Consider the following 19,848-nt stretch of genomic DNA (forward strand, 5'->3'; position numbering starts at 1 on the left):
TTTTTTGTTTTAGCCTTTTGCTAACCTTCATATAAGAATAACGAGATCACATGAACTACCTTTGCCCTATCTGCGCACGCCCTTTATCCGCACAAGACAAAAGCCTCACTTGCGATCAACGCCATCAATTTGATCTAGCAAAAGAGGGTTACGTCAACTTACTCCCAGTGCAAAACAAAAAATCAAAAAATCCTGGCGACAACAAAGAAATGATGCAAGCCCGTCGAGAGTTTCTTGACCAAGGCTTCTATCAATCACTATCTGACACGGTAAATAACATTGCTCAGCAAGCGCTAACGGCTGTCAACGCACCAAACATCCTCGACTTAGGCTGTGGCGAAGGGTATTACACCCACCGCTTAGCACTGGCTTTGGCGGCTCTTAATGATGCTAATACAACGCCACAAATCGCAGGACTCGATATTTCTAAATCAGCGATCCGTTATGCAGCAAAACGTTATAAAACGATCAGTTTTTGTGTGGCAAGTGCTTACAACACTCCATTCGCGGATGCGAGCCAAGACTTGGTGACGCGTATTTATGCACCATCACAAGATGCTGAACTGGCCCGTATAATCAAAACCGAGGGTTACTTACTCACAGTGACTCCAGCTGCCGAGCATTTATTCGAGCTAAAGCAAAAGATTTACCAAACCCCTGAAAAACACGACATGAAGATTGAAGATATTGCCGGGTTTGAACTGATTGAACAGCAACGTTTAACCGACCAGATCACCCTGACGCAAGCTAAAGACAGCAAGAACTTATTAGAAATGACACCATTAGCGTGGAAGATGAGCGACGAACAAAAAGCAGAGATATATGCGGCAGATTTAACCCTAACGCTCGACTTTAATATCACGCTTTATAAACGTACTGCGTAGTTTTTCTAACGCCCTCGCCGTTTAAAAGACAAAAAAATACCGATATTAGCTTTAATATCGGTATTAATGATTATCGGAATAAAGTGTGATCGTGTATTACTTAACCATAAATGCTTTATCCATTCGCTTAAATGCATTTTCTAAAATATCAGCCAATTCACTGTAATGTGGCTTTTTCACTGCGGGCTCAAGATCACAACCTTGCGTAACTAGCCCTTGATAAAGTTCATGATACCAATTTGCTAGTGACACGGGTAATAACTCGCTCGAACGTTTACCTAACCAGAACACACCTTGCATCGGTAGCGTAATAAGTAATAATGCAACCGCAATACTCGCTGGTAGCTGCTGTATATCACCATAGAGATACTGCATCATCACAGTTAAAATCGCTAATGGCGGCATAGTCTTAAAGCCAAGTTTCGTGGCGGCAATAACTCTATTCTCAGGAAAAAGTGCGGCCAGTTCTTTTTTCATCGGCCAGCGCTGCATATAATGTTGACCTTTATAAAGCGTATCTGTAAATACACTCATCAGCATCCCCCTAATAGATTGAAATTTTCTATATCCCCAACCATACACCATGTCATAGTGCAGGTAAAATACTATATAGATGTTAAGCTAATGCTCTAGATCAACATTATTATAAATATACTTTGAGATATCGTCTCATTGCAAGTAAACTATGAGGCAGTTAACACTTTAAGGGAAAATGTGAGTGACATGACTCACAGTTTTAAAAAGTCGTCATTTCTTTAAGATGGATACTTAGTAACGAACATTAGTCGTACCCAATACGATTTCGTACGTAAAAATGACAGTGTCAGCCAATTTAGTAAGCACAGATATATTTCTTTGCTTTAATAAAGATACGATACCTAAGCCAATATCGCTAGGATTGTTATCAGTTATTTTATTGATTATTTCATAATAGGTTTTTACGCATGAATAAACTCGTTCTAGTTCTGAACTGTGGTAGCTCTTCTCTTAAATTTGCAGTTCTTGATTCAGTATCTGGTGATGAAAAATTATCAGGTCTTGCTGAATGCTTTAATTTAGACAACGCACGCATCAAGTGGAAACTTGACGGCAATAAAGGCACAGCCGATCTAGGCGCAGGCGCTTCACATAAAGAAGCTGTAGCATACATCGTAAATAACATTCTTAAAGACCAAAAAGAAATGAGCGACGCAATCGTTGCGATCGGTCATCGTGTTGTACACGGCGGCGAAAAATTCACTTCATCAGTAATCATTGATGATTCAGTAATGCAAGGTATCGAAGACTGTGCAACATTAGCACCGCTTCATAACCCAGCTCACCTAATCGGTATCCGTGCTGCACAAGCTGCATTCCCAACGCTTCCACAAGTTGCTGTATTTGATACTGCGTTCCACCAGACTATGCCTGAAAAAGCATACCTATACGCACTACCGTACAAACTATACCGCGAAAATGGCATCCGTCGTTACGGCATGCACGGTACTAGTCACCTATTCATCGGTCGTGAAGCAGCTGCTCTTCTAGGTCAAAAAGTTGAAGAAACTAACATCATCAACTGTCACCTAGGTAACGGCGCATCAATCTGTGCAATTAAAGATGGTAAATCAGTAGACACAAGCATGGGTATGACTCCACTTGAAGGTCTAGTAATGGGTACACGTAGTGGTGATCTTGACCCAAGCATCATCAACCACCTTGTTACACAGTGTAACTACACACTTGCAGAAGTGAACAGCATGCTAAACAACGAAAGTGGTTTACTAGGTGTGTCTGAAATTTCTAGCGATTGCCGTGCTATCGAAGATGGTTATGCAGAAAAACAAGCTGGCGCAGTTCGTGCAATGGAACTTTCTTGCTACCGTCTAGCTAAATACATCGCTTCATACGCAGCTGCTTTAGGCCGTATTGACGCTATCGTATTTACTGGTGGTATCGGTGAAAACTCTGACGTTATCCGTGCATTAGTATTAAACCAACTTTCTATCTTCGGTATCGAAGTTGACGACGCAGCGAATACAGCAGCACGTTTTGGTTCTGAAGGTACAATTACTACAGCAAATAGTAAAATTAAAGCTATGGTTATTTCGACTAATGAAGAACTTGTTATTGCACAAGATGCAGTAAGCTTAATCAGCTAAGACTGTTCGCTAAATAAGTTTCATTTTTAAATAAGAAAGGTGTAACCGCACCTTTCTTTCTTCTCAATCCCAATATAAGGGGACGCTAGTGGCTCGCACTATAATGCTTATCCCAGTTGGCGTAGGCGTAGGCGTAACTTCTGTTAGTCTAGGTATGGTTCGTGCGTTTGAACGCAACGGCCTAAACGTTAACTTTTTCAAACCTGTAGCTCAACCTCGCCAAGGCGAAAAAGGTCCAGAGTTATCAACTGAAATTATCCGTCAAGGAACGAATGCATCACCTGCAACGCCGTTCACTTTATCACATGCTGAAAAATTAATCGGTGCTGGTAAAACTGACGTACTTCTTGAAGATATCGTTGAGCGTTTCGAATCACACATGGTTGATGCTGAAATCGTTGTTGTTGAAGGTCTAGTACCAACATCAAAACAACCATTTGCTAACAGCGTAAACTACAACATCGCGAAAGCACTTGATGCTGAAATGGTATTTGTGGCTAACCCAGGCACAGATTCTTCAGAACAGCTTAAAGATCGTTTAGAAATCGCTTGCTCGAACTTCGGTGGCAGCAAAAACAAACGTATCATTGGTTGTGTGATCAACAAAGTTGGCGCACCACTTGATGAAGCTGGTCGTAGCCGTCCAGATCTTGCAGAAATGTTTGAAGCAAACTCAGGTAATGCTAGCCATAACCTAGAAGTGCTACAAGTATTTGGCAAAAGCCCAATGCCAATCCTTGGTTGTATCCCTTGGAGCGCAGAGCTAATTGCACCACGTGCAAAAGATCTTGCTAACCACTTAAAAGCTGAAATCTTAAATAAAGGCGAACTAGAAGAACGTCGTCTACTAGGTATCACTTTCTGTGCACGCTCGATTCCAAACATGCTTGAGCACTTCCGTCCAGGTGGCTTATTAGTTACTTCTGGCGATCGTGCAGACGTTATCGTTGCTGCATGTCTTGCTGCAATGAACGGCGTTAAAATTGGCGCATTACTATTAACTGGTGATGCTCGTCCAGACGAAAGCGTATTAAAACTTTGTCAACAAGCGATGGCAACTGGTCTACCGATCATGTTGACTACAACGAATACTTGGCAGACTGCATTAACGCTTCAAAACTTCAATCTTGATATCCCTGCAGATGACAAACAACGCATCGAAGCAGTTCAAGATTACATCGCAAGTCACATCGACAAGCAATGGATTGAAACGTTAACAGTTGGTACTAAACGTACTCGTCGTTTATCACCGCCTGCATTCCGTTACCAGTTAACTGAATTAGCGCGTCAAGCGAAGAAACGTGTTGTACTACCTGAAGGTGAAGAGCCACGTACAATTGAAGCAGCTAACATCTGTGCTGAACGCGGTATCGCGATTCCAGTACTTGTTGGTAACCCAGCTGAAATTAAACGTGTTGCAGAAAGCCAAGGTATCGTACTTTCTGACGGCGTCGAAATCGTAGATCCAGTAACATGTGTTGAAAAATTTGTTGCTCCTATGGTTGAACTACGTAAAGCGAAAGGCCTTACAGAAGTAGTTGCACGTGAACAGTTACAAGACAACGTTGTACTAGCAACTATGATGCTAGAACAAAACGAAGTTGATGGTCTTGTATCTGGTGCCGTTCATACGACAGCAAACACAATCCGTCCAGCACTACAGTTGATCAAAACTGCACCGGGTTCAAACCTAGTGTCTTCGATCTTCTTCATGTTGCTACCTGATCAAGTGTTAGTGTACGGTGATTGTGCAATTAACCCAGATCCAAATGCTTCTCAACTGGCTGACATCGCGATTCAATCTGCTGATTCTGCTAAAGCATTCGGTATTGATCCTCGCGTTGCTATGATCTCTTACTCAACTGGTTCATCTGGCCAAGGTAGTGATGTAGAGAAAGTACGTGAAGCAACTAAAATCGCACAAGAACGTCGCCCTGATCTAATCATCGACGGTCCATTACAGTACGATGCTGCTATCATGGAAAATGTTGCGAAAAGCAAAGCGCCAAACAGCCCTGTTGCTGGTAAAGCAACTGTATTTGTATTCCCAGATCTTAATACTGGTAACACAACTTACAAAGCGGTACAGCGTTCTGCAAACCTAATCTCTATTGGTCCAATGCTGCAAGGCATGCGTAAACCAGTAAATGATTTATCACGTGGCGCATTAGTAGACGATATCGTTTACACAATCGCACTTACAGCGATTCAATCTAAGCAATTAACGTCTTAGTCTGAAAACCTGATAAACGTGTATTAAGGCTCCTTAGGGAGCCTTTTTTAGTTAACCAAGCCATTTAAATATAATAACTTTCATTTTTCAATGTCCACATACTGACCACAGATTTTAACTAACCTTATACTTCCCCGCCGAACTACCACCAATTACATTCACCTCTGCATTCTCGTTAACCTCATCAACCATCGCGTTCGCGAATACTGACGCTTGAGCATGTTCACAGAGCCAGCGTATTCCGACTTAAACCCGAGGAGTGAGGATTGATGGCTATTTTGTCGGCGTACATTGCGGAAGGTAACCTTAAACTGGCCAAGCTGGATGCAGAAGCCAAACGGTTAGCTAACCAAGAAGGTAACGATTCTGATTATAACTTGCAGGTACTGAAGAACCGGCGTGAATCGTTGATGGATGAAATTATTATTACGGTATTTTGGGGTTATTCATTACCCACTTCATACCACAGCTGCAGCCGTATATGGCGGCAGGTTGGCAGGCTATGGGGTATGAAGGTGCGCCCTAGTACTTTGAATTTGTGATTGTGGGAACTGCAGTTTCGACGCTTGGGTTAATGCGCTTGTTTCGAGCGTTCTGGGGAAGTAAGGAAATTAAGGAGCCTTAGCCCCTTACATTAAGCTCTTTTAAATCATACAGCCAACAGAATTAAGAGCTTTAATTAAAATATTAGCGTCTGGTCTACAGTCATCATGATTAGAAAAAACGCCCTCGCTTATGATTCGATCATGAAACTCTTCAAAAGATCTAAATGGAGCTTTAGATCTAACTTTATTATATCTATCGAGTGTATCTCTAGCTTCTGGATGTCCTTTTTTCTTGGCTTTTTTTAAAAAATGATCCCCATCTGTAATATCCACATTTTTAATTCTACGTTCTAAATGTAATTTTGCTAATTGATAATATGAACCTGCATTTTGAAGATATTTTTCAATTATATACAAGTATAGTTTCTCAGCTTCATGATAGTTTTCTTGTAGTTCATTAAAACGAGCATAAGAATATACTCCATAAGCTACATCGCAGTTCCTTCCCAAAACACATGAATCATTAAAAAGTCGTTTGGCCTCTTCTAATTTAATTTCACATCCTTGTCCAAGAGCTTGGTGCCATGCAAGATTTGTATGAATATACAAATTAAGAGTCGATAGAGACCTAAACCTTTCCTCTTCATCTGCAGGGCCTAAATATCTATCCTGGATTCTAATCATATTACGGCTCTCTTTAAATGAAATGCCTACAACTTCAAATAAACGGCATAAAATATAAAAAGCTTTCTCATCATCTTTTCTATCAAGATACACCTGATATTTTGAGCATAAATAGGCTACATCTTCAGATTTCATTTGTTCGTGGAAGTCAGAATTATTTTTTAATATAGATAAGCATTTCTTGGCATGAATCCATGATTGATAGTTATTATCTTTAGCTATCCTATCAAGAGATTCTGTTGTGGTGAGGTTGGGGTTTACTTTTTTTAATTTTTTAGCATCTTTTTTAAAACTTTTTTCACTTAATCTCATAATAATACCTTGATTAGCAAATGAAAATTATTGCCCGCTAATAAATACCATTTACCTCTAGATATTTTAAGTTAAATTTTTTTATGTGGATTATCCCTACAGAGATTTTGCCAAATGCGGGCAGCTAGCTTATCCGAAAGCTATTTTCTAATATAACATAAATAACATAAATAACATAAATAACATAAATAACACTATATTTTATATATTCCAAGCCTTTAACACCTCTCATACAATTCAACATGGTTAAATCATTCTTTTATCAAAACTTCATAAAATTAACATCAGTTAACTGATTGGGGCGGATTGATGTTTATCTCTTAGGTAAACCTGAGTGGCCTGTCATTCTGTGTCAAAAACGTGAAGAAATTGAGAAAACGCGGTAGGCGAAGAGGAGTGAATTTATCGTGGCCTCGCCCGAATGATTAAATGTTTCCCCCACCCGTTAGAAATAGCAATGTATTATAACGGGAACCATAAACAACCGTATAAAATAACAGCCTAATATCGTGTAATTTACAGGTCTGTATGCGAATTGAGTGGATGTGTTATGAGAATAGTTTGCCCAGAGTGCGGTGTTAAAAGGCGTATCCAGAAAACGAATAAAATTTCGAATAGCTATACAGATTTATATTGCAGTTGTAATAGTGCCGAGTGTGCCCATTTTTTGTGATGAACCTTAGTTTTAGCCATACGTTAAGCCCATCAGCTAAAAGCTCGAGTCAATTAGCCTTTGACTTATTGAGAGCTCTAGCCCCTACCCAACAGCAAGAACTTAAGCAACAACTTTCAATGTTGTAGGTAAACGAAACCCTCACATTGAGGGTTTTTTAATAAGTTCACTTTTCTTTTAAGCCCCGCCATAAGTTCCCATTAATTATAATGCAAAACATCCATAATTATTCCCCAGTAGGAATTGGGCCAAACATTTCAATACCAGACATAGCTATACGGGGAAATCCTCTTAAATCTTCAGCATCAATAATTCGTTTTTTTAAATCAAAACTTCCTCGTATTTGGTATATTTCGTAAAAATCGATACCACGATCCCTATCTTTGAACGCTGCAATAACCATATGTCTAACAGCAGCAGGGCAACGAAGACCAAATGTAATATCTTTAAGTTCTAAAACCGAACTTTGAATCCCTCGCTTTCCTAACAAACGCCACTCCTCTTCGTACTTCCAAGGTAATGCTTTTCGAAGAAGTACATCTTGGTCTAATATTTTTTGATATTCAACGTTCTTTTGAAGTATTGCTTTGACTATTGCACTTGTATGAATTATTCGATTACTGCCATATAGGACTCTATGCATATTTGGCTTTGGCTTCCTATTTAAGCTGTAACCAGCACAAAGACCACGATGTTGATCTCCGTAATGACTCCAAAGCAGAGGGTTATCACCTGAGGAAGCAAAGCAACATATGCCACGATCATATTGCTTTAATAGCTCATTCTGTATTCCATATGTCAGTAATCTACATTCGACTTCCACAGGATCATCTTTATAGTCAGGATCAGTTGTATAATATGCGATACGGGTTAATTCATTTTGTGCAATTTGTTTTGCTGTTGCTTTCGCATGTAGAATAGCACTTTCGCCAGTAACTTTTGCACTAGTAAGTGATGATATAGTCTCAGCTTCTACCCTCAGCTCTATTTGTTTTTCCAGCACTAAACGTAATTCATTTATATGAGAATCTGATTCAACATGTGGTTGACAGTCAAGCGGGTCATTAAATGCTTTAGGATCAGAAAAATATAACTGATCATGGCATAAAGCATTGATACTTAGTTCACTAAACTTTTGATAGCGGTAAACTTTATTAGGTTGTTCCAATTTCTCATTCCCATTAAGTAATTTCTATTATCAGGCTTTATATTCAGAATCAAAACTTATAACATCACCTTGATAAATTAAAAAGTCTTGAATAGTATTACTATAAATAAACTAACTTTATGTGAAATAGTTAAACAGTCCATGTACTTAAGTATTTCTATTGGTCTAGCCTTAAACCATTCACCATTAATCTATTCTTCTTAAAATGACGATGTAAGTGAGTTTCAATTTGACGGAAGTTATCAATACAAAATCCATACAGAAAGAACAATTTTGTTGTTCTACCTGTAATTTGAGTGTTACACCTTTGAAGATATTTAGTTCTTTTACTACCAATTTTACAGGATTTAGATAGTGCATCGTAAAGAACGTAGACCCTGCCATGTTTGGGGGTTTTGTGTAAATAAAATAGGAATCTATTTTTTGCTTATCTAAATCATTAATAGTCAATCTTTCCTATCTTTTATTAGCTTTGTAATACACCAGCGACTCTTTTGAAATCACATTTGTGACTAACCCCTTAGCTCTCTGTTCAGCTTCAAATTCTTGCCATTCTTTATTTTTTAATCGTCTTTTCCACCACTTTGTTTCTGAAAGCATCCTTGCAGCAATACTTCTCATTTTCTCTGCATGACAGGTATTTGCTGATAGGGAACATTGTGGGGGAGCAATTCCTTTAGATTCACAATACTCGATTGCAACTTTAAGTCCCTCATTCTGTATTAGTTTATAGCAAGTAATACTATGCGTTACAGCTTCTTTTTGAGCCTCCTCGACTCTTGTTTTTAACTCTGACATGTATACCTCAGCTAAGTTAATTTAATAATTGATGGGCTTAAGTTTAAATATTTAAATCCGGTTAGACCCAACTTTACAGCTTCTTTTCTTGCGTCGGACTTAGTAATAAATAACGGGACACCACTCAATAATAACTTTTCCACTGCAAAGTTATGGTCAAACTTAATTTCAGGGGAATACCCTTTTTTCTCAATAAAATAACTAATCCCATCAATCTCTATAGCTTGTTCACTATTTGTAAGTCCGTAAAACTTCAGTTGTCGCGATTGACTAATAATCACCCACATAATATTTAGCTTCCAATTTGTCATCCATTCAAAGTTATTAAATAATTCACACACATATTCTACGTCAGTAACAGCCAATAAAAAGTTAGGCCTTAAAGCTTGGTAAGCGACATTTAGTGATCATTTCAGTTATTTCAACATTCCAAACATGACAATTCTTTTTATAATTTAAAACAGCGAAATTAAAATAAACCTAGAGTTTCACTTAAATCAGGCATCGTGAAATAAATTGAAAGCAATAAGAAAACGGTTCTCAGCGTGGAACTTGAAGTAATCATCAGCTATATCTTGATGTCCGACAAAAGAGATAAGTGCTTTTCTATTTGTCCCTCTGACCATTTCAACAACTTCTTTATAACGATTAAAAAATTTTGTTTTACTTTGCTTTGGCCATTCACACATATCAATTTCTACGTAATAAGGTCTTTCATTTTTCTTATCCACCCACTTACCGCGAGACAATTCTATGTGAAGTATGTCGTTTTCTGGTTCAGTTATTTTCCATGACATTGTTGCGTAATAAACTTTTTTTTCTTCGCCTTGTATACGAAATTTCTGTTTACCTATTGTATTCTCTAATCGTTTAAATACTGTGTTATATGTATCAGCTGCTACACCTTCAAAATTAAGCGTTCTATCTCGGTCATGTGGAAAATCAAAATATTCATTCACGATGCTCTTAAATGAGCTAGTTTCATAATTTGATTTTCGATTGGTTTCATTCAATTCATTATCATTTCTTATTCTTGCACGTTTATTTTTACGTTCTAGAATACTAGGTGGTAATGAGGGTTCAATCGTATTTTCATTTCTTAGTTTAAATCTATTTGGATAAATAAATGGAAAACCTTCGTCTGATGTAAGTTTTGTACTCTGCCCCTTCTTTTTAATCTTTGCTGCTGCTTCTGTATTACACCAAGATTCATGATTGTGACTAGTGTAAATTTTAAAATAAGGCTTCCTCAAATTCACATTTTTAATGTATGAACAAGGAACTAAAGGAATATCACATTCATCACAGCAAAAATCTGTAGAACTAACTTTATCCATAAAATATAAATCTTCAGCAGTAACAATATCACCAGATTTTACAACCCTAGCTTCATCCATAGTAATCTCCTTTTACATAAATAATGACCCCCTACTAAGTACTAAATCCAACTCCGTAGGTTCGTTTCAGCATCAGAGTCGTAATATATTTTTATATAAAATATATTACGACTCTGATGAGTAAACATAACATATATTTTATTAGCATGGACACACAAATAATTTATAGAAGCACCTGATTATACTCCGGTTATCTATCTTTAACCCCAATCCCACGACTCCAACTTTCCCAACCTGGCATGTAATCAGATGTATCTTTACTTTCAAAGCCCGGACTATTCCAACCACTCCAAATATTGGGTTTATCTGACTTAACATCGACCAGTATGGCGGGTGATATTGGCTATCGGCATAATAGCCCTGCCTCAATTTCACGATGTGGTCCTTATCAACTCTGATTTGTGCACCTTGGCCCATAACATTGACCAGGTGATCATCTAAATGAATACCACGCCTTTTCAAAAGTGCTTTAATTCCAGCATTTAACCTGTCTCGTCTGGAGGGCGTACAGTTAGTGACAGAACTCCGAGAAGACCCTTCGGGTCCATTCAAAACCTCAGCACCTTCGGTGCTACTGGTGCTTGCTTCACTATCGAGCAATGCTTGTGACTTGGGTTGTATCGTCCACTTACGTATGCGCGTGTTAACGGCGTCATCGCCGACAACGTGAAAGCCTTGGATCTTAGAAACGAACTCACCATATTCGTTACCCATCTCTGCCGTGTCATAATCATTACGAATGAGTAAGTCCTTACGTGATACAAACGGCCCACCCTGCGCCATTACATATGCAGCAAAGTCGCCTTTATCTGCCGCTTTCATTACGTTGGAAGCAGCTACGGCAAGACAATTATCTCCTTTCAGATGATGAAAATAAGGTACTTCAGTTGGAAGACTGGAGCTCTGAGGGATATTTTCATCTCTCATTTTATGAAGTTTCAGCATCTGCTGGCGTTGGTTTATTAGCAGAAGTAGAAGAACAGCCTAAAACAATTAGCTTTGAGCCTAATTGGTTACGTAGTGAAGTTGGTGTGTCCGACGAATCTATTTTTGATGTTAGTTGAAGGCGATAGTATGCAGCCGACATTAAAGAACGGCTCTATGATCATGGTTAATAAGGATGTAAATAACTTGTCTGACGGGATTTATGTCATGCGTTATGACAATAACTTGTTGGTGAAGCGATTGCAGATGTTACCTGGCGGCATTATCCGCGTTAAGTCTGATAATTCTATGTATGACCCTTGGGAGATCACTAAGTCGCAATGTTAAGGACAAGTTAGCCCCGTGAGACAGTACGGGTGGCTAAAATCAAAATTTCGTTAATCTTAAAAAGGGAATTAAAAACACATGAACAATGAAAAAATAATGGATAGTGAAGACTAAATTATCTCCGATGAAGAAAGCAATCAAATAGATACAGAAAACTGTCCAGATGAAAAAAATGGGCAAGACCAAAATATAGGAGTAAACGCAGCAAAATAAGCACGAACGAAAATACAAAAACCAAAGTAAGTGAAAAAGGGATCTTAACAAATAACAAATAACCAATAACCACTAACCACTAACCACTGGATAAAGTCTAATATTTAGACAAGAGTACACTATTAAAGATTGTGTACTCTTAGAATACTAAGGTTATTTTTTACCAAAATTCTTTAAAGTCTTACTGAGGCCATCAAGAGCATCTTGCATATCACGGCCATCATCACCTTCAAATTCTAATTTAGAGTTACAATCAGGTTTTGGGCAATCAATAGTGTTACCAGAGAACATTTTAGATATTTCTACTTTGATTTCAGTTTCACAACCTGGGCATTTAATTTCTGTGGTGATATTCATAAATAAGCTCCTAAAGATATTGATATAAAAGAATATTATATCACCACATAATGATACATACTTAAATATAATCAACATAATCACGTTGCTATTATGCGCAGTGGTTTTATATCTGTTTATGGCGAATTTCTTTTATTATTTCACTTAACGAGTCCATTAGATGTCTTTCAGTTGCATCTAAATTTGATAGGATATCGTAGAATTTATCATTTCTATTTATTAACGCGAGACTGATTTTATCATTCATGATTTCTTTGTTTGTTTCATTATATACAGCCGTTCTTATCTCTTGTGCGGTACTCAGCGTTAACGAAATCATTGAGGTCACCGTACCATTCCAATTGTTAACGCAGTATTTAAATTTCGTGCTATTTTCATAGTTCTCAAAATAAAGTTTATACATAATTAAAACCTGATTTTGTAATGAACTAAATTCATCAAGATTTACTAGTGGTTCCGCATCTCTTAAAATCATCTTACTTGTATTAAGATCGCTTTTACGCACTAAACCATACATTTCAGCGCATTTTTTTAATGATTTATGACTTTCATTTTTAATCATTGCATTGGCTTGAGTTATTTTTTCGGCAAACACCATTATTTTTTCTGAATCTTCTTTACGCTGATAATATTTAAACTCTACGCTGCCACTACCTTCAGACTTTGCTTTTTCAAGTTTTAAAATTTCATCTATACGTTCCATTTGTACATCAAACCTAGCTTTTTCTAACGATTTTTCAATTATTTCTAATTTATCTAATTTAGCGAGCTGGCCTTCAATTTTAGCCCCTGCCAAAGTTGCCTCTATTTCTGTTAACTCTGGTAGCATTTCAATTTTTGCTTTAATCGTTCCATACGTTCTAAATTTCCATGTGAAATACATAGAGAAAACGGTGGTTATAAATACGCATGCAGATACGACTTCTTTCGATGATAAGAAGTTGATAATTGTTTCCACTTTCTAGTCCTTTTGAAATTTATTGCAGGAGAGAGAGTACACTATCTTTAATAGTGTACTCTTGTCTAAATATTAGAATTTATACAGTAATTCTATTTTTCTCTTCACTTATCAAATCTTGAACAGGCCATCTATTTAACCGGTATTCAGAAAAGAGCATCTAATGTATTTTTATTTTCCATATCCATGAATGATACTTTAAGAAATCAGAACCTAAATCATGCTTAACATGCAACTTACCGTCTTCAATTCCTAAAAGGGTATGATCATCAGCAATACTATATGCCTAATTCGTTATCTATATCTCGAGCCACGTCTTTTATTATTTCCTGTACATTGCCTATTAGAATTTTTATTTGATCCTTACTTAACTCATCAAGGTTAAGGTCTCCATATGTTGTACCAACTACTGAGTTTTTAAGTCCATTATTTACAATGTTATGAATTTCTTTTTCTTTTTCTATTAGATCTTTGTCTCTGTAAAAAATTGAACAGTGAAGCCCTGAAATCAATATTAGTGCATTAGTATATCTAGCAAATGATTTAGAACAGCTTTCCATTTTTAGTAGCTTAAAACTAGCTTTTATTTTCCTACCTATGGGTAAGGTTTCGTCTATGGCTTGAGCTATTATTACTGGATTGTTGCTTGCTCTAGATCCACATACAGCCGCAAATAACTTACCGTGATAATCTAGCCATCTATCTATAAGTTCGACCTTACCATTAATCACAACAGAACCAATTAGAAGATCTGCAAGTTTGTCTGATTTTTCGCTTATTGTTATGTTATTGATAGTATGAAATGAGTCATTTATCTCCGCGTTATCACCGAATGCAATACCTCCAGTTTCTGCTTTTATTTCTTTTTTGGTGAACACGTTAATCACCTTTAGTTGTAGAGTTAAATGAGCCCTGTATATTCGCATTATCACCGATCGCAATACCGCCAGTTTTTGCTTTTACCTCTTTTTTACTTTGCCCTTTTTTAGACATCATTCTAAAAGCAGTGGTAAGAACTAAAATTCCTACACCTGAAAACAACCATTCTTTATTTTCGATAATCCAATCTAACACTCTATGCATCTCCCTTAAGGTGAACTAGTCACTAACGTCTTAGTATTTGTGTTCTTTGTATGGTTTAAATCGCTTGTTGAACTTGGCCACAACCACGTCAAACAGGTTGTTATATTAATTTGTTGCCACCTTATGCAAAAGATCTTTAATCAATAGATCAATGTTATCGGATAAAGCCCTATGAAATTGATATGGTGCAACGGTAGTTCCGAGTCCGATCGATGACATGAGTTCCATTTGTTCATCTGGAATTACGACCCCGCAATGAAGCGCTGTCCCCTTATCAACCTTTTCACCTAATACCATCGCAGTTTTTACTGTTTGGTACCGAAACATCCAAAACCAATCAACAACAACAGCAATAAACTCATCTAAGTTTTCGTAGTCATTAATGGTGCATGACTTACTATCCAGAAAAGAAGTTGAAGCTCTAGCATCGGAGTAACGCTCGTAACTTTTTTCGAACATTGAAACTGAATGACTTATTTTTCCATCTCTTAGTTTGTGTTCCAAATCCGTCATTTCCTCGAATTGATACCCAATAACAACCATAACCTTGAACAGGTTAGTTGTTGAAGTCAGTAACATCTGTGAGGACTTACCAAGCTCGATGATTGCTTCATATTCACTATTCTTTTGAGTTTTTTGCCAATCGGTATAGCTTATAAATGCCCAAGCAAACGCGACTACCGTTACGAAACCACCTAAAATGGTTGCAGAAGTTGATAAGAATGAAGTCACGCTATCCGCGTTGGTAATATTAATACCGACTATCACCCCGACTAGTACGAGTAAAATAGAGCAAAGCCATATAACTTTATTTTTCACAATGTTTCCAAATCAAAATACCAACGCCGCATTAAGGTGTGAGCAACGCCTCCACCTAACCTAAACTATTACAGTGTAAACATAAACCCAACGATAGAACAAAAAATGCCAAACGTTGAGAATCCCCCTTAAATGCTTTGCTAGGTGCGTGTGTTAGAATGGGATATCCCCAATAAATTCATCAGACCCACTATTAACCACTTCCCCATTGACTAACTTTACTAGTTTTTCAAAAAAGCCGGCTATTTCGTAAGCAACTCGATCTAGATACACACCCAATACTTCACTACTGAATTCATTTTCCCCCATAAATTCAGGAACCTCATTAGAAGTATTAATTTTCAAAGAATGCTTAAGATCGTTAGTGACTAACCTAAGTTCCTCTACTGCAATGTATTCTGTAATTTGATCTATGTTCACTTTTTTTAATGCGAAGTAATCTGTTAACATCTTTAAACTTGATAATTTGTTTGTGTTTTTCTTATACCTAGTTGAAATAGTTTTCTTTAACCTAATTTCAACTTCTTTGTATAAAAACATCACTTTCATCTCGACAATAGCCAAAGAGTGAAGTTCTTTTGTCTCTGCAAAAAACGATTGCTGTGCAAGCGCAGCCATTTCTTCGTGCCGCAATTCTTGTTCTCTCCCATAGTCGTAATTATGATAGTCGTAGTTTTCACCCATTTCAGACATCGACTTATTAGCCGCTGCAAGATAGTTAGCGAGTTCTGACTCCGTATTTTCTCGATACTCTAAATTGTCGAGATATTGCTTTGCGTGATAATCATCTAGAAGCCCGAAAAGCGCATGTACTGCAGTAAAAGAGCTGATCTGTTCATCAAAATTGTCCACTAAACCTCCTTTGTTATCACCTAAACACCTAACATTTGTATAACAGGACTCTCAACTCCCCAAATCTATTAACCCTAGTAGATCGTAACTAATCAGATGAAAAATAGGATCAAATAGCAATCTGACATTAAATCAGACTCTGAGAAATCGTACAGTGCTGTTAATCATTCAAAATTACAAATATGCGATTGATTTTATTGACATTTAATTTTATAGCAAGGAAAAACAAGACTATTTTCTGGCAAAGTGTGACTGAACTGAAAAATAAACAACTTATATTCTATAAAGTCATCCTATCGAACCTTTTTCAATATACTTCAAGTAGATACATATTTTTAAGGTGTGTATCTAATAACAACAAACAAACATTGAACACATCTAATTTAAGTCCTATGATGTAGCACTAACACTGTATAAAACACCAGTAACCTTAGGGGCGAATTCATGTCGATTAAATCTATTGCTAACGGCTATGAAGTCGATTGTCGCCCACAAGGTCGAAACGGCAAGCGCTACAGAAAGAAGTTTACAACCAAAGGTGAAGCACAGAAGTACGAACGCTGGCTGTTGTCGACTCAGAATCAGAAAAACTGGGTTGAAAAGTCTGCCGATAAACGCCCCCTGCTTGAACTAATAAACCTTTGGTACCATTACCATGGCCAGCAGCTTAAGACGGGTAAAAAAGAGCTTAAGCACCTAGTCGCTCTCGACTCCGACTTAGGCCACCCAAGGGCAGACCAAGTCACGCGACAATTATTTACTCAATATCGCGCAGATAAAATGGCAGAAGGTAAAAAGGCGACAACGATTAATCGAAATCAAACGAGATTAAGCAGCGTGTTTACCGCATTGATCAAAGCTGAAGAGTTTCATAATCAGCACCCACTTAAAGGGCTAAGTAAGTTAAAGGAACGTGTATCAGAAATGGGATTTTTGAGTAAGCCTGAAATAAAGCAGCTACTAAACAGCCTAAGTGGTGATGAATTACATATTGCTAAGTTATGTTTATCAACTGGTGCGCGTTGGACCGAAGCTGCAGACCTAAGAGGCAGTGATATTGTGCATGGTCGAGTGACGTTTAGTGATACCAAAAATGGTAGGAATAGAACGGTGCCAATAACCCGCGAATTACTGAGTGAGATCCATAACGGAAAGAATGGCCGTTTATTCAAAGGGTCTTACGCTACATTTTATAGTGTACTAAAGGAGCAAGATTTTGACTTGCCAAAGGGTCAGGCTGCGCATGTGTTACGGCATACATTTGCTAGCCACTTTATGATGAATGGCGGCAATATTTTAACGCTACAAAAGATCTTGGGGCATTCAACAATAACGCAAACGATGACTTACGCCCACCTTGCACCAGACTACCTAAACGAAGCAATGGAATTTAATCCAGTGTCCACATTATGACCCAATTAGTATGTTCAGGTGCTATTTACTGCTCGACACAGCCAAGCTAAAGCCCTGTAATAGCTGGTAAAGCCTATTACATGGGGTGTGTAAAAGCCTCCCTCGGGAGCCTTTTTTGATCGCCCTCCCCGACTACGAAATTTCAGCATCAGCAGGCGTTGAATTATTGGCTGAAGGAGATCACAACATCGCAATTGGACGGTGAAGAGCTTACGCTTATAGGACGTGTGGTTTGGACTGGGCAGAAGATGTGACGTTTGGATTTGAGCTAAATCTGAAACAGACTAATTTGGTTGCCTAAGTTAGTCTGTTCTCTCTTATATTTGGACAACACCTTGTTAGAGTTATTGTCTAGATTATTGCTCGACTTCAGGTTTACCTTCTTCGTTAATATAAAGCTTTGCTTTAGATTCATTTATTAACCGTGCAGCATAAGACGGTGATAGCGCGCGAACGTTCCCTTTCTCTCCATGGAATGAAGGTTCCCATACTCTATCTTTATATTGACCTGTTTCTAGAAACTCTACTATTACTTTCATAAGACATCCTTAAGTTGTAGTTTTGTTTATACAGTTACATTCTTTATTTTTAACGTGTGGGCAGTTAACAATACACCTATTTAAAGTTTTGAAAAACATCTAATTAGTTGCTCGGCGTCTATCGGTTGATAATATTTTTTAGTAAGAACTTTTTGATCTATCGACTAAATCGTCCATATACGACCGATTGAACACAAAGGTGACAATGTGTAATACCACTCAGCTCAAAATGTCCCCTAAACCTCATTTTAGCCTTTTATAGCGATTTTACTCAGTAATTATAGATGGATAATCTTGCACTGTCTTAGTCATCCCTCTTTCGCGCGATCCTAATTTAAATACTTATGTCTAATACTTTTGAGATATGTGATGTAAGTCACTATAGGAGGAAAAGCCTATTGTGATGATCGCTAGCGTTACGAGCCCTGTTTATTAGCTTCAACTTTCTGCTTTTTGATGTACCAAATTAAAATAGGTATTTCGATTAAGCCATAAGTAATGAGCGTAAACCAAACCCAATTAACATTCATAATGAACAAATTGAATTCATGACCACTACCCCAATAATGCAGGCCAACGACTAGCAAAGAAAAAGCTGAAACAAAAAGGTCATAAACTGAAATTTTGTTCAAGCTGTCACCAGCTAACTTCGGATAGATAGAAAGGTACGCCACTAAAATAATAATTAGGTTTAATAATAGAATAGATAATTCTGGTGAATCCATTTAAAGCAATACTCCTTATAACGGTGTATTTACGGAATTCCGTAAACTAAATTTAAATGACTGAATGCAATTAAAAATAGCAATATATACCAATATTTAAGTAGATAATACGTTTAAAACGATTAATTAAGTAATGACACTGAATTTCATACACAAAAAAATGGCAGCATGATAACCTAACTTTTGTTATATATTAATAGCATATAGATATGAGGTAAACATGAATAAACTGATCATAACGATATTAGTAAGTATTGCACTCCAAGGTTGCACGACAACAACGAAAACATGTTATATCTCTCCAGGGGGCACCTGTACTCCATCTGAGTCAGCTGCCGACTCTAAAATATAGGCAAGAAGCTGATAGAAAAATAAACGTCGCTATCGTTATCAAATAATAGCGACGAAATGATATATACATCACGCCTTAATCTCCATAACAACAAGCTCGCTCACAGTTTCCAGCCCCATCCTCTAAGAAAAATGCCTAAATTCACTTTATTGCTATTTTTAATACGTATTTAACAGTAAAAGAAACGCCTATGTCATCAGTGAGCATTGTTACCCATTTACTCTTATTATTAGTCACCTATATCGGTATATTTTATCGTGTACACCAGCAACACCCTATCACAATAGGGAAACCGCTCACCCTCGAGCAAGTCCTTGCAATTAAAGCTCGGTTCATCATTTACACTTTACTGGTGTTTGGTATATCAATACTGGTCAATTTCCCAAATTTATACTGGCAAGGTTAATATTGAGAATGGTATTTATACACC

Annotated in this window: 23 protein-coding genes and 1 pseudogene; 9 read left to right on the plus strand and 15 right to left on the minus strand. The window is 37.4% G+C overall.

From position 1 onward, the window contains the following. Positions 1-50: 50 nt before the first annotated feature. On the plus strand, positions 51-884 hold the full coding sequence (rlmA, locus tag HWV02_RS16315) for a 23S rRNA (guanine(745)-N(1))-methyltransferase (protein ID WP_211676805.1): 834 nt from the start codon (positions 51-53) through the stop codon (positions 882-884). A gap of 96 nt (positions 885-980) precedes the next feature. On the opposite strand, the gene yfbV is transcribed toward rlmA, so the two are convergent. Next, the gene (gene yfbV, locus HWV02_RS16320; protein ID WP_211672466.1) at positions 981-1,418 is read right to left on the minus strand and encodes a terminus macrodomain insulation protein YfbV; all 438 of its coding nucleotides are present in this window, start codon (positions 1,416-1,418) and stop codon (positions 981-983) included. A gap of 410 nt (positions 1,419-1,828) precedes the next feature. Here yfbV and HWV02_RS16325 point away from each other — a divergent pair, with 410 nt between their 5' ends. The 3 genes and pseudogenes from HWV02_RS16325 to HWV02_RS16335 form a co-directional block, all read left to right on the plus strand. Further along, positions 1,829-3,025 carry an acetate kinase gene (locus HWV02_RS16325; RefSeq protein ID WP_211672467.1) on the plus strand — a complete coding sequence of 399 codons (1,197 nt, stop codon included), beginning with the start codon at positions 1,829-1,831 and terminating at the stop codon, positions 3,023-3,025. A gap of 103 nt (positions 3,026-3,128) precedes the next feature. Beyond that, positions 3,129-5,258, plus strand: coding sequence for a phosphate acetyltransferase (gene pta / locus HWV02_RS16330; protein ID WP_211690606.1), 2,130 nt, complete (start codon positions 3,129-3,131; stop codon positions 5,256-5,258). Between the two features lie 293 nt (positions 5,259-5,551). Beyond that, positions 5,552-5,883: pseudogene (locus HWV02_RS16335) on the plus strand (hypothetical protein); the annotation flags it as partial. Positions 5,884-5,902: 19 nt separating this feature from the next. Here HWV02_RS16335 and HWV02_RS16340 read toward each other — a convergent pair. After that, positions 5,903-6,799, minus strand: coding sequence for a sel1 repeat family protein (locus tag HWV02_RS16340; RefSeq protein ID WP_211688731.1), 897 nt, complete (start codon positions 6,797-6,799; stop codon positions 5,903-5,905). A 550-nt stretch (positions 6,800-7,349) separates the two neighbouring features. Here HWV02_RS16340 and HWV02_RS22900 point away from each other — a divergent pair. After that, complete coding sequence (locus tag HWV02_RS22900) at positions 7,350-7,472, plus strand: ogr/Delta-like zinc finger family protein (protein ID WP_255550447.1); 123 nt, start codon at positions 7,350-7,352, stop codon at positions 7,470-7,472. 226 nt (positions 7,473-7,698) lie between these two features. On the opposite strand, the gene HWV02_RS16350 is transcribed toward HWV02_RS22900, so the two are convergent. The 5 genes from HWV02_RS16350 to HWV02_RS16365 all read right to left on the minus strand — a co-directional run bounded on the left by HWV02_RS16350 (position 7,699) and on the right by HWV02_RS16365 (position 10,835). Then, complete coding sequence (locus HWV02_RS16350; protein WP_211688732.1) at positions 7,699-8,640, minus strand: DUF2971 domain-containing protein; 942 nt, start codon at positions 8,638-8,640, stop codon at positions 7,699-7,701. 157 nt (positions 8,641-8,797) lie between these two features. After that, positions 8,798-8,977, minus strand: coding sequence for a hypothetical protein (locus HWV02_RS23045; protein ID WP_370629435.1), 180 nt, complete (start codon positions 8,975-8,977; stop codon positions 8,798-8,800). 119 nt (positions 8,978-9,096) lie between these two features. Next, positions 9,097-9,438, minus strand: coding sequence for a hypothetical protein (locus tag HWV02_RS16355; RefSeq protein ID WP_211688734.1), 342 nt, complete (start codon positions 9,436-9,438; stop codon positions 9,097-9,099). Between the two features lie 11 nt (positions 9,439-9,449). Further along, positions 9,450-9,803, minus strand: a complete 354-nt coding sequence (locus HWV02_RS16360) for a hypothetical protein (RefSeq protein WP_211688736.1) — start codon at positions 9,801-9,803, stop codon at positions 9,450-9,452. A 132-nt stretch (positions 9,804-9,935) separates the two neighbouring features. Then, entirely contained in the window at positions 9,936-10,835 is a 900-nt protein-coding gene (locus HWV02_RS16365) for a hypothetical protein (RefSeq protein ID WP_211688738.1), read from the minus strand. A gap of 514 nt (positions 10,836-11,349) precedes the next feature. On the opposite strand from HWV02_RS16365, the gene HWV02_RS16370 reads away from it, so the two are divergent. From HWV02_RS16370 to HWV02_RS22910, 3 genes are all read left to right on the plus strand, one after another. Further along, on the plus strand, positions 11,350-11,505 hold the full coding sequence (locus tag HWV02_RS16370) for a hypothetical protein (protein WP_211688740.1): 156 nt from the start codon (positions 11,350-11,352) through the stop codon (positions 11,503-11,505). An 85-nt stretch (positions 11,506-11,590) separates the two neighbouring features. Beyond that, the gene (locus HWV02_RS22905; RefSeq protein ID WP_255550454.1) at positions 11,591-11,899 is read left to right on the plus strand and encodes a hypothetical protein; all 309 of its coding nucleotides are present in this window, start codon (positions 11,591-11,593) and stop codon (positions 11,897-11,899) included. A gap of 10 nt (positions 11,900-11,909) precedes the next feature. Beyond that, positions 11,910-12,107, plus strand: coding sequence for a S24 family peptidase (locus HWV02_RS22910; RefSeq protein ID WP_255550455.1), 198 nt, complete (start codon positions 11,910-11,912; stop codon positions 12,105-12,107). Between the two features lie 366 nt (positions 12,108-12,473). Here the strand turns inward: HWV02_RS22910 and HWV02_RS16380 are convergent, their stop codons facing one another. The 6 genes from HWV02_RS16380 to HWV02_RS16405 form a co-directional block, all read right to left on the minus strand. Then, the gene (locus tag HWV02_RS16380) at positions 12,474-12,677 is read right to left on the minus strand and encodes a hypothetical protein (RefSeq protein ID WP_211688743.1); all 204 of its coding nucleotides are present in this window, start codon (positions 12,675-12,677) and stop codon (positions 12,474-12,476) included. Positions 12,678-12,783: 106 nt separating this feature from the next. Then, on the minus strand, positions 12,784-13,635 hold the full coding sequence (locus HWV02_RS16385; RefSeq protein ID WP_211688745.1) for a hypothetical protein: 852 nt from the start codon (positions 13,633-13,635) through the stop codon (positions 12,784-12,786). A 278-nt stretch (positions 13,636-13,913) separates the two neighbouring features. After that, positions 13,914-14,513: a hypothetical protein gene (locus HWV02_RS16390; protein ID WP_211688747.1), complete on the minus strand. Its 600-nt coding sequence runs from the start codon at positions 14,511-14,513 to the stop codon at positions 13,914-13,916. A 1-nt stretch (position 14,514) separates the two neighbouring features. Continuing rightward, on the minus strand, positions 14,515-14,709 hold the full coding sequence (locus HWV02_RS16395; protein WP_211688748.1) for a hypothetical protein: 195 nt from the start codon (positions 14,707-14,709) through the stop codon (positions 14,515-14,517). A 114-nt stretch (positions 14,710-14,823) separates the two neighbouring features. After that, positions 14,824-15,537: a hypothetical protein gene (locus tag HWV02_RS16400; protein ID WP_211688750.1), complete on the minus strand. Its 714-nt coding sequence runs from the start codon at positions 15,535-15,537 to the stop codon at positions 14,824-14,826. 153 nt (positions 15,538-15,690) lie between these two features. Beyond that, on the minus strand, positions 15,691-16,389 hold the full coding sequence (locus tag HWV02_RS16405) for a hypothetical protein (RefSeq protein ID WP_211688752.1): 699 nt from the start codon (positions 16,387-16,389) through the stop codon (positions 15,691-15,693). Positions 16,390-16,833: 444 nt separating this feature from the next. On the opposite strand from HWV02_RS16405, the gene HWV02_RS16410 reads away from it, so the two are divergent. Further along, positions 16,834-17,802 carry a tyrosine-type recombinase/integrase gene (locus HWV02_RS16410; protein WP_211688754.1) on the plus strand — a complete coding sequence of 323 codons (969 nt, stop codon included), beginning with the start codon at positions 16,834-16,836 and terminating at the stop codon, positions 17,800-17,802. A 356-nt stretch (positions 17,803-18,158) separates the two neighbouring features. Here the strand turns inward: HWV02_RS16410 and HWV02_RS16415 are convergent, their stop codons facing one another. After that, on the minus strand, positions 18,159-18,341 hold the full coding sequence (locus HWV02_RS16415) for a hypothetical protein (protein WP_211676812.1): 183 nt from the start codon (positions 18,339-18,341) through the stop codon (positions 18,159-18,161). 416 nt (positions 18,342-18,757) lie between these two features. Next, a complete protein-coding gene (locus HWV02_RS16420; protein ID WP_211676813.1) occupies positions 18,758-19,066 on the minus strand; it encodes a hypothetical protein in 309 nt (102 codons plus the stop codon). Between the last annotated feature and the right edge of the window lie 782 nt (positions 19,067-19,848).

Source organism: Moritella sp. 28 (genome assembly GCF_018219435.1).
In the GTDB taxonomy this organism is placed as follows: domain Bacteria; phylum Pseudomonadota; class Gammaproteobacteria; order Enterobacterales; family Moritellaceae; genus Moritella.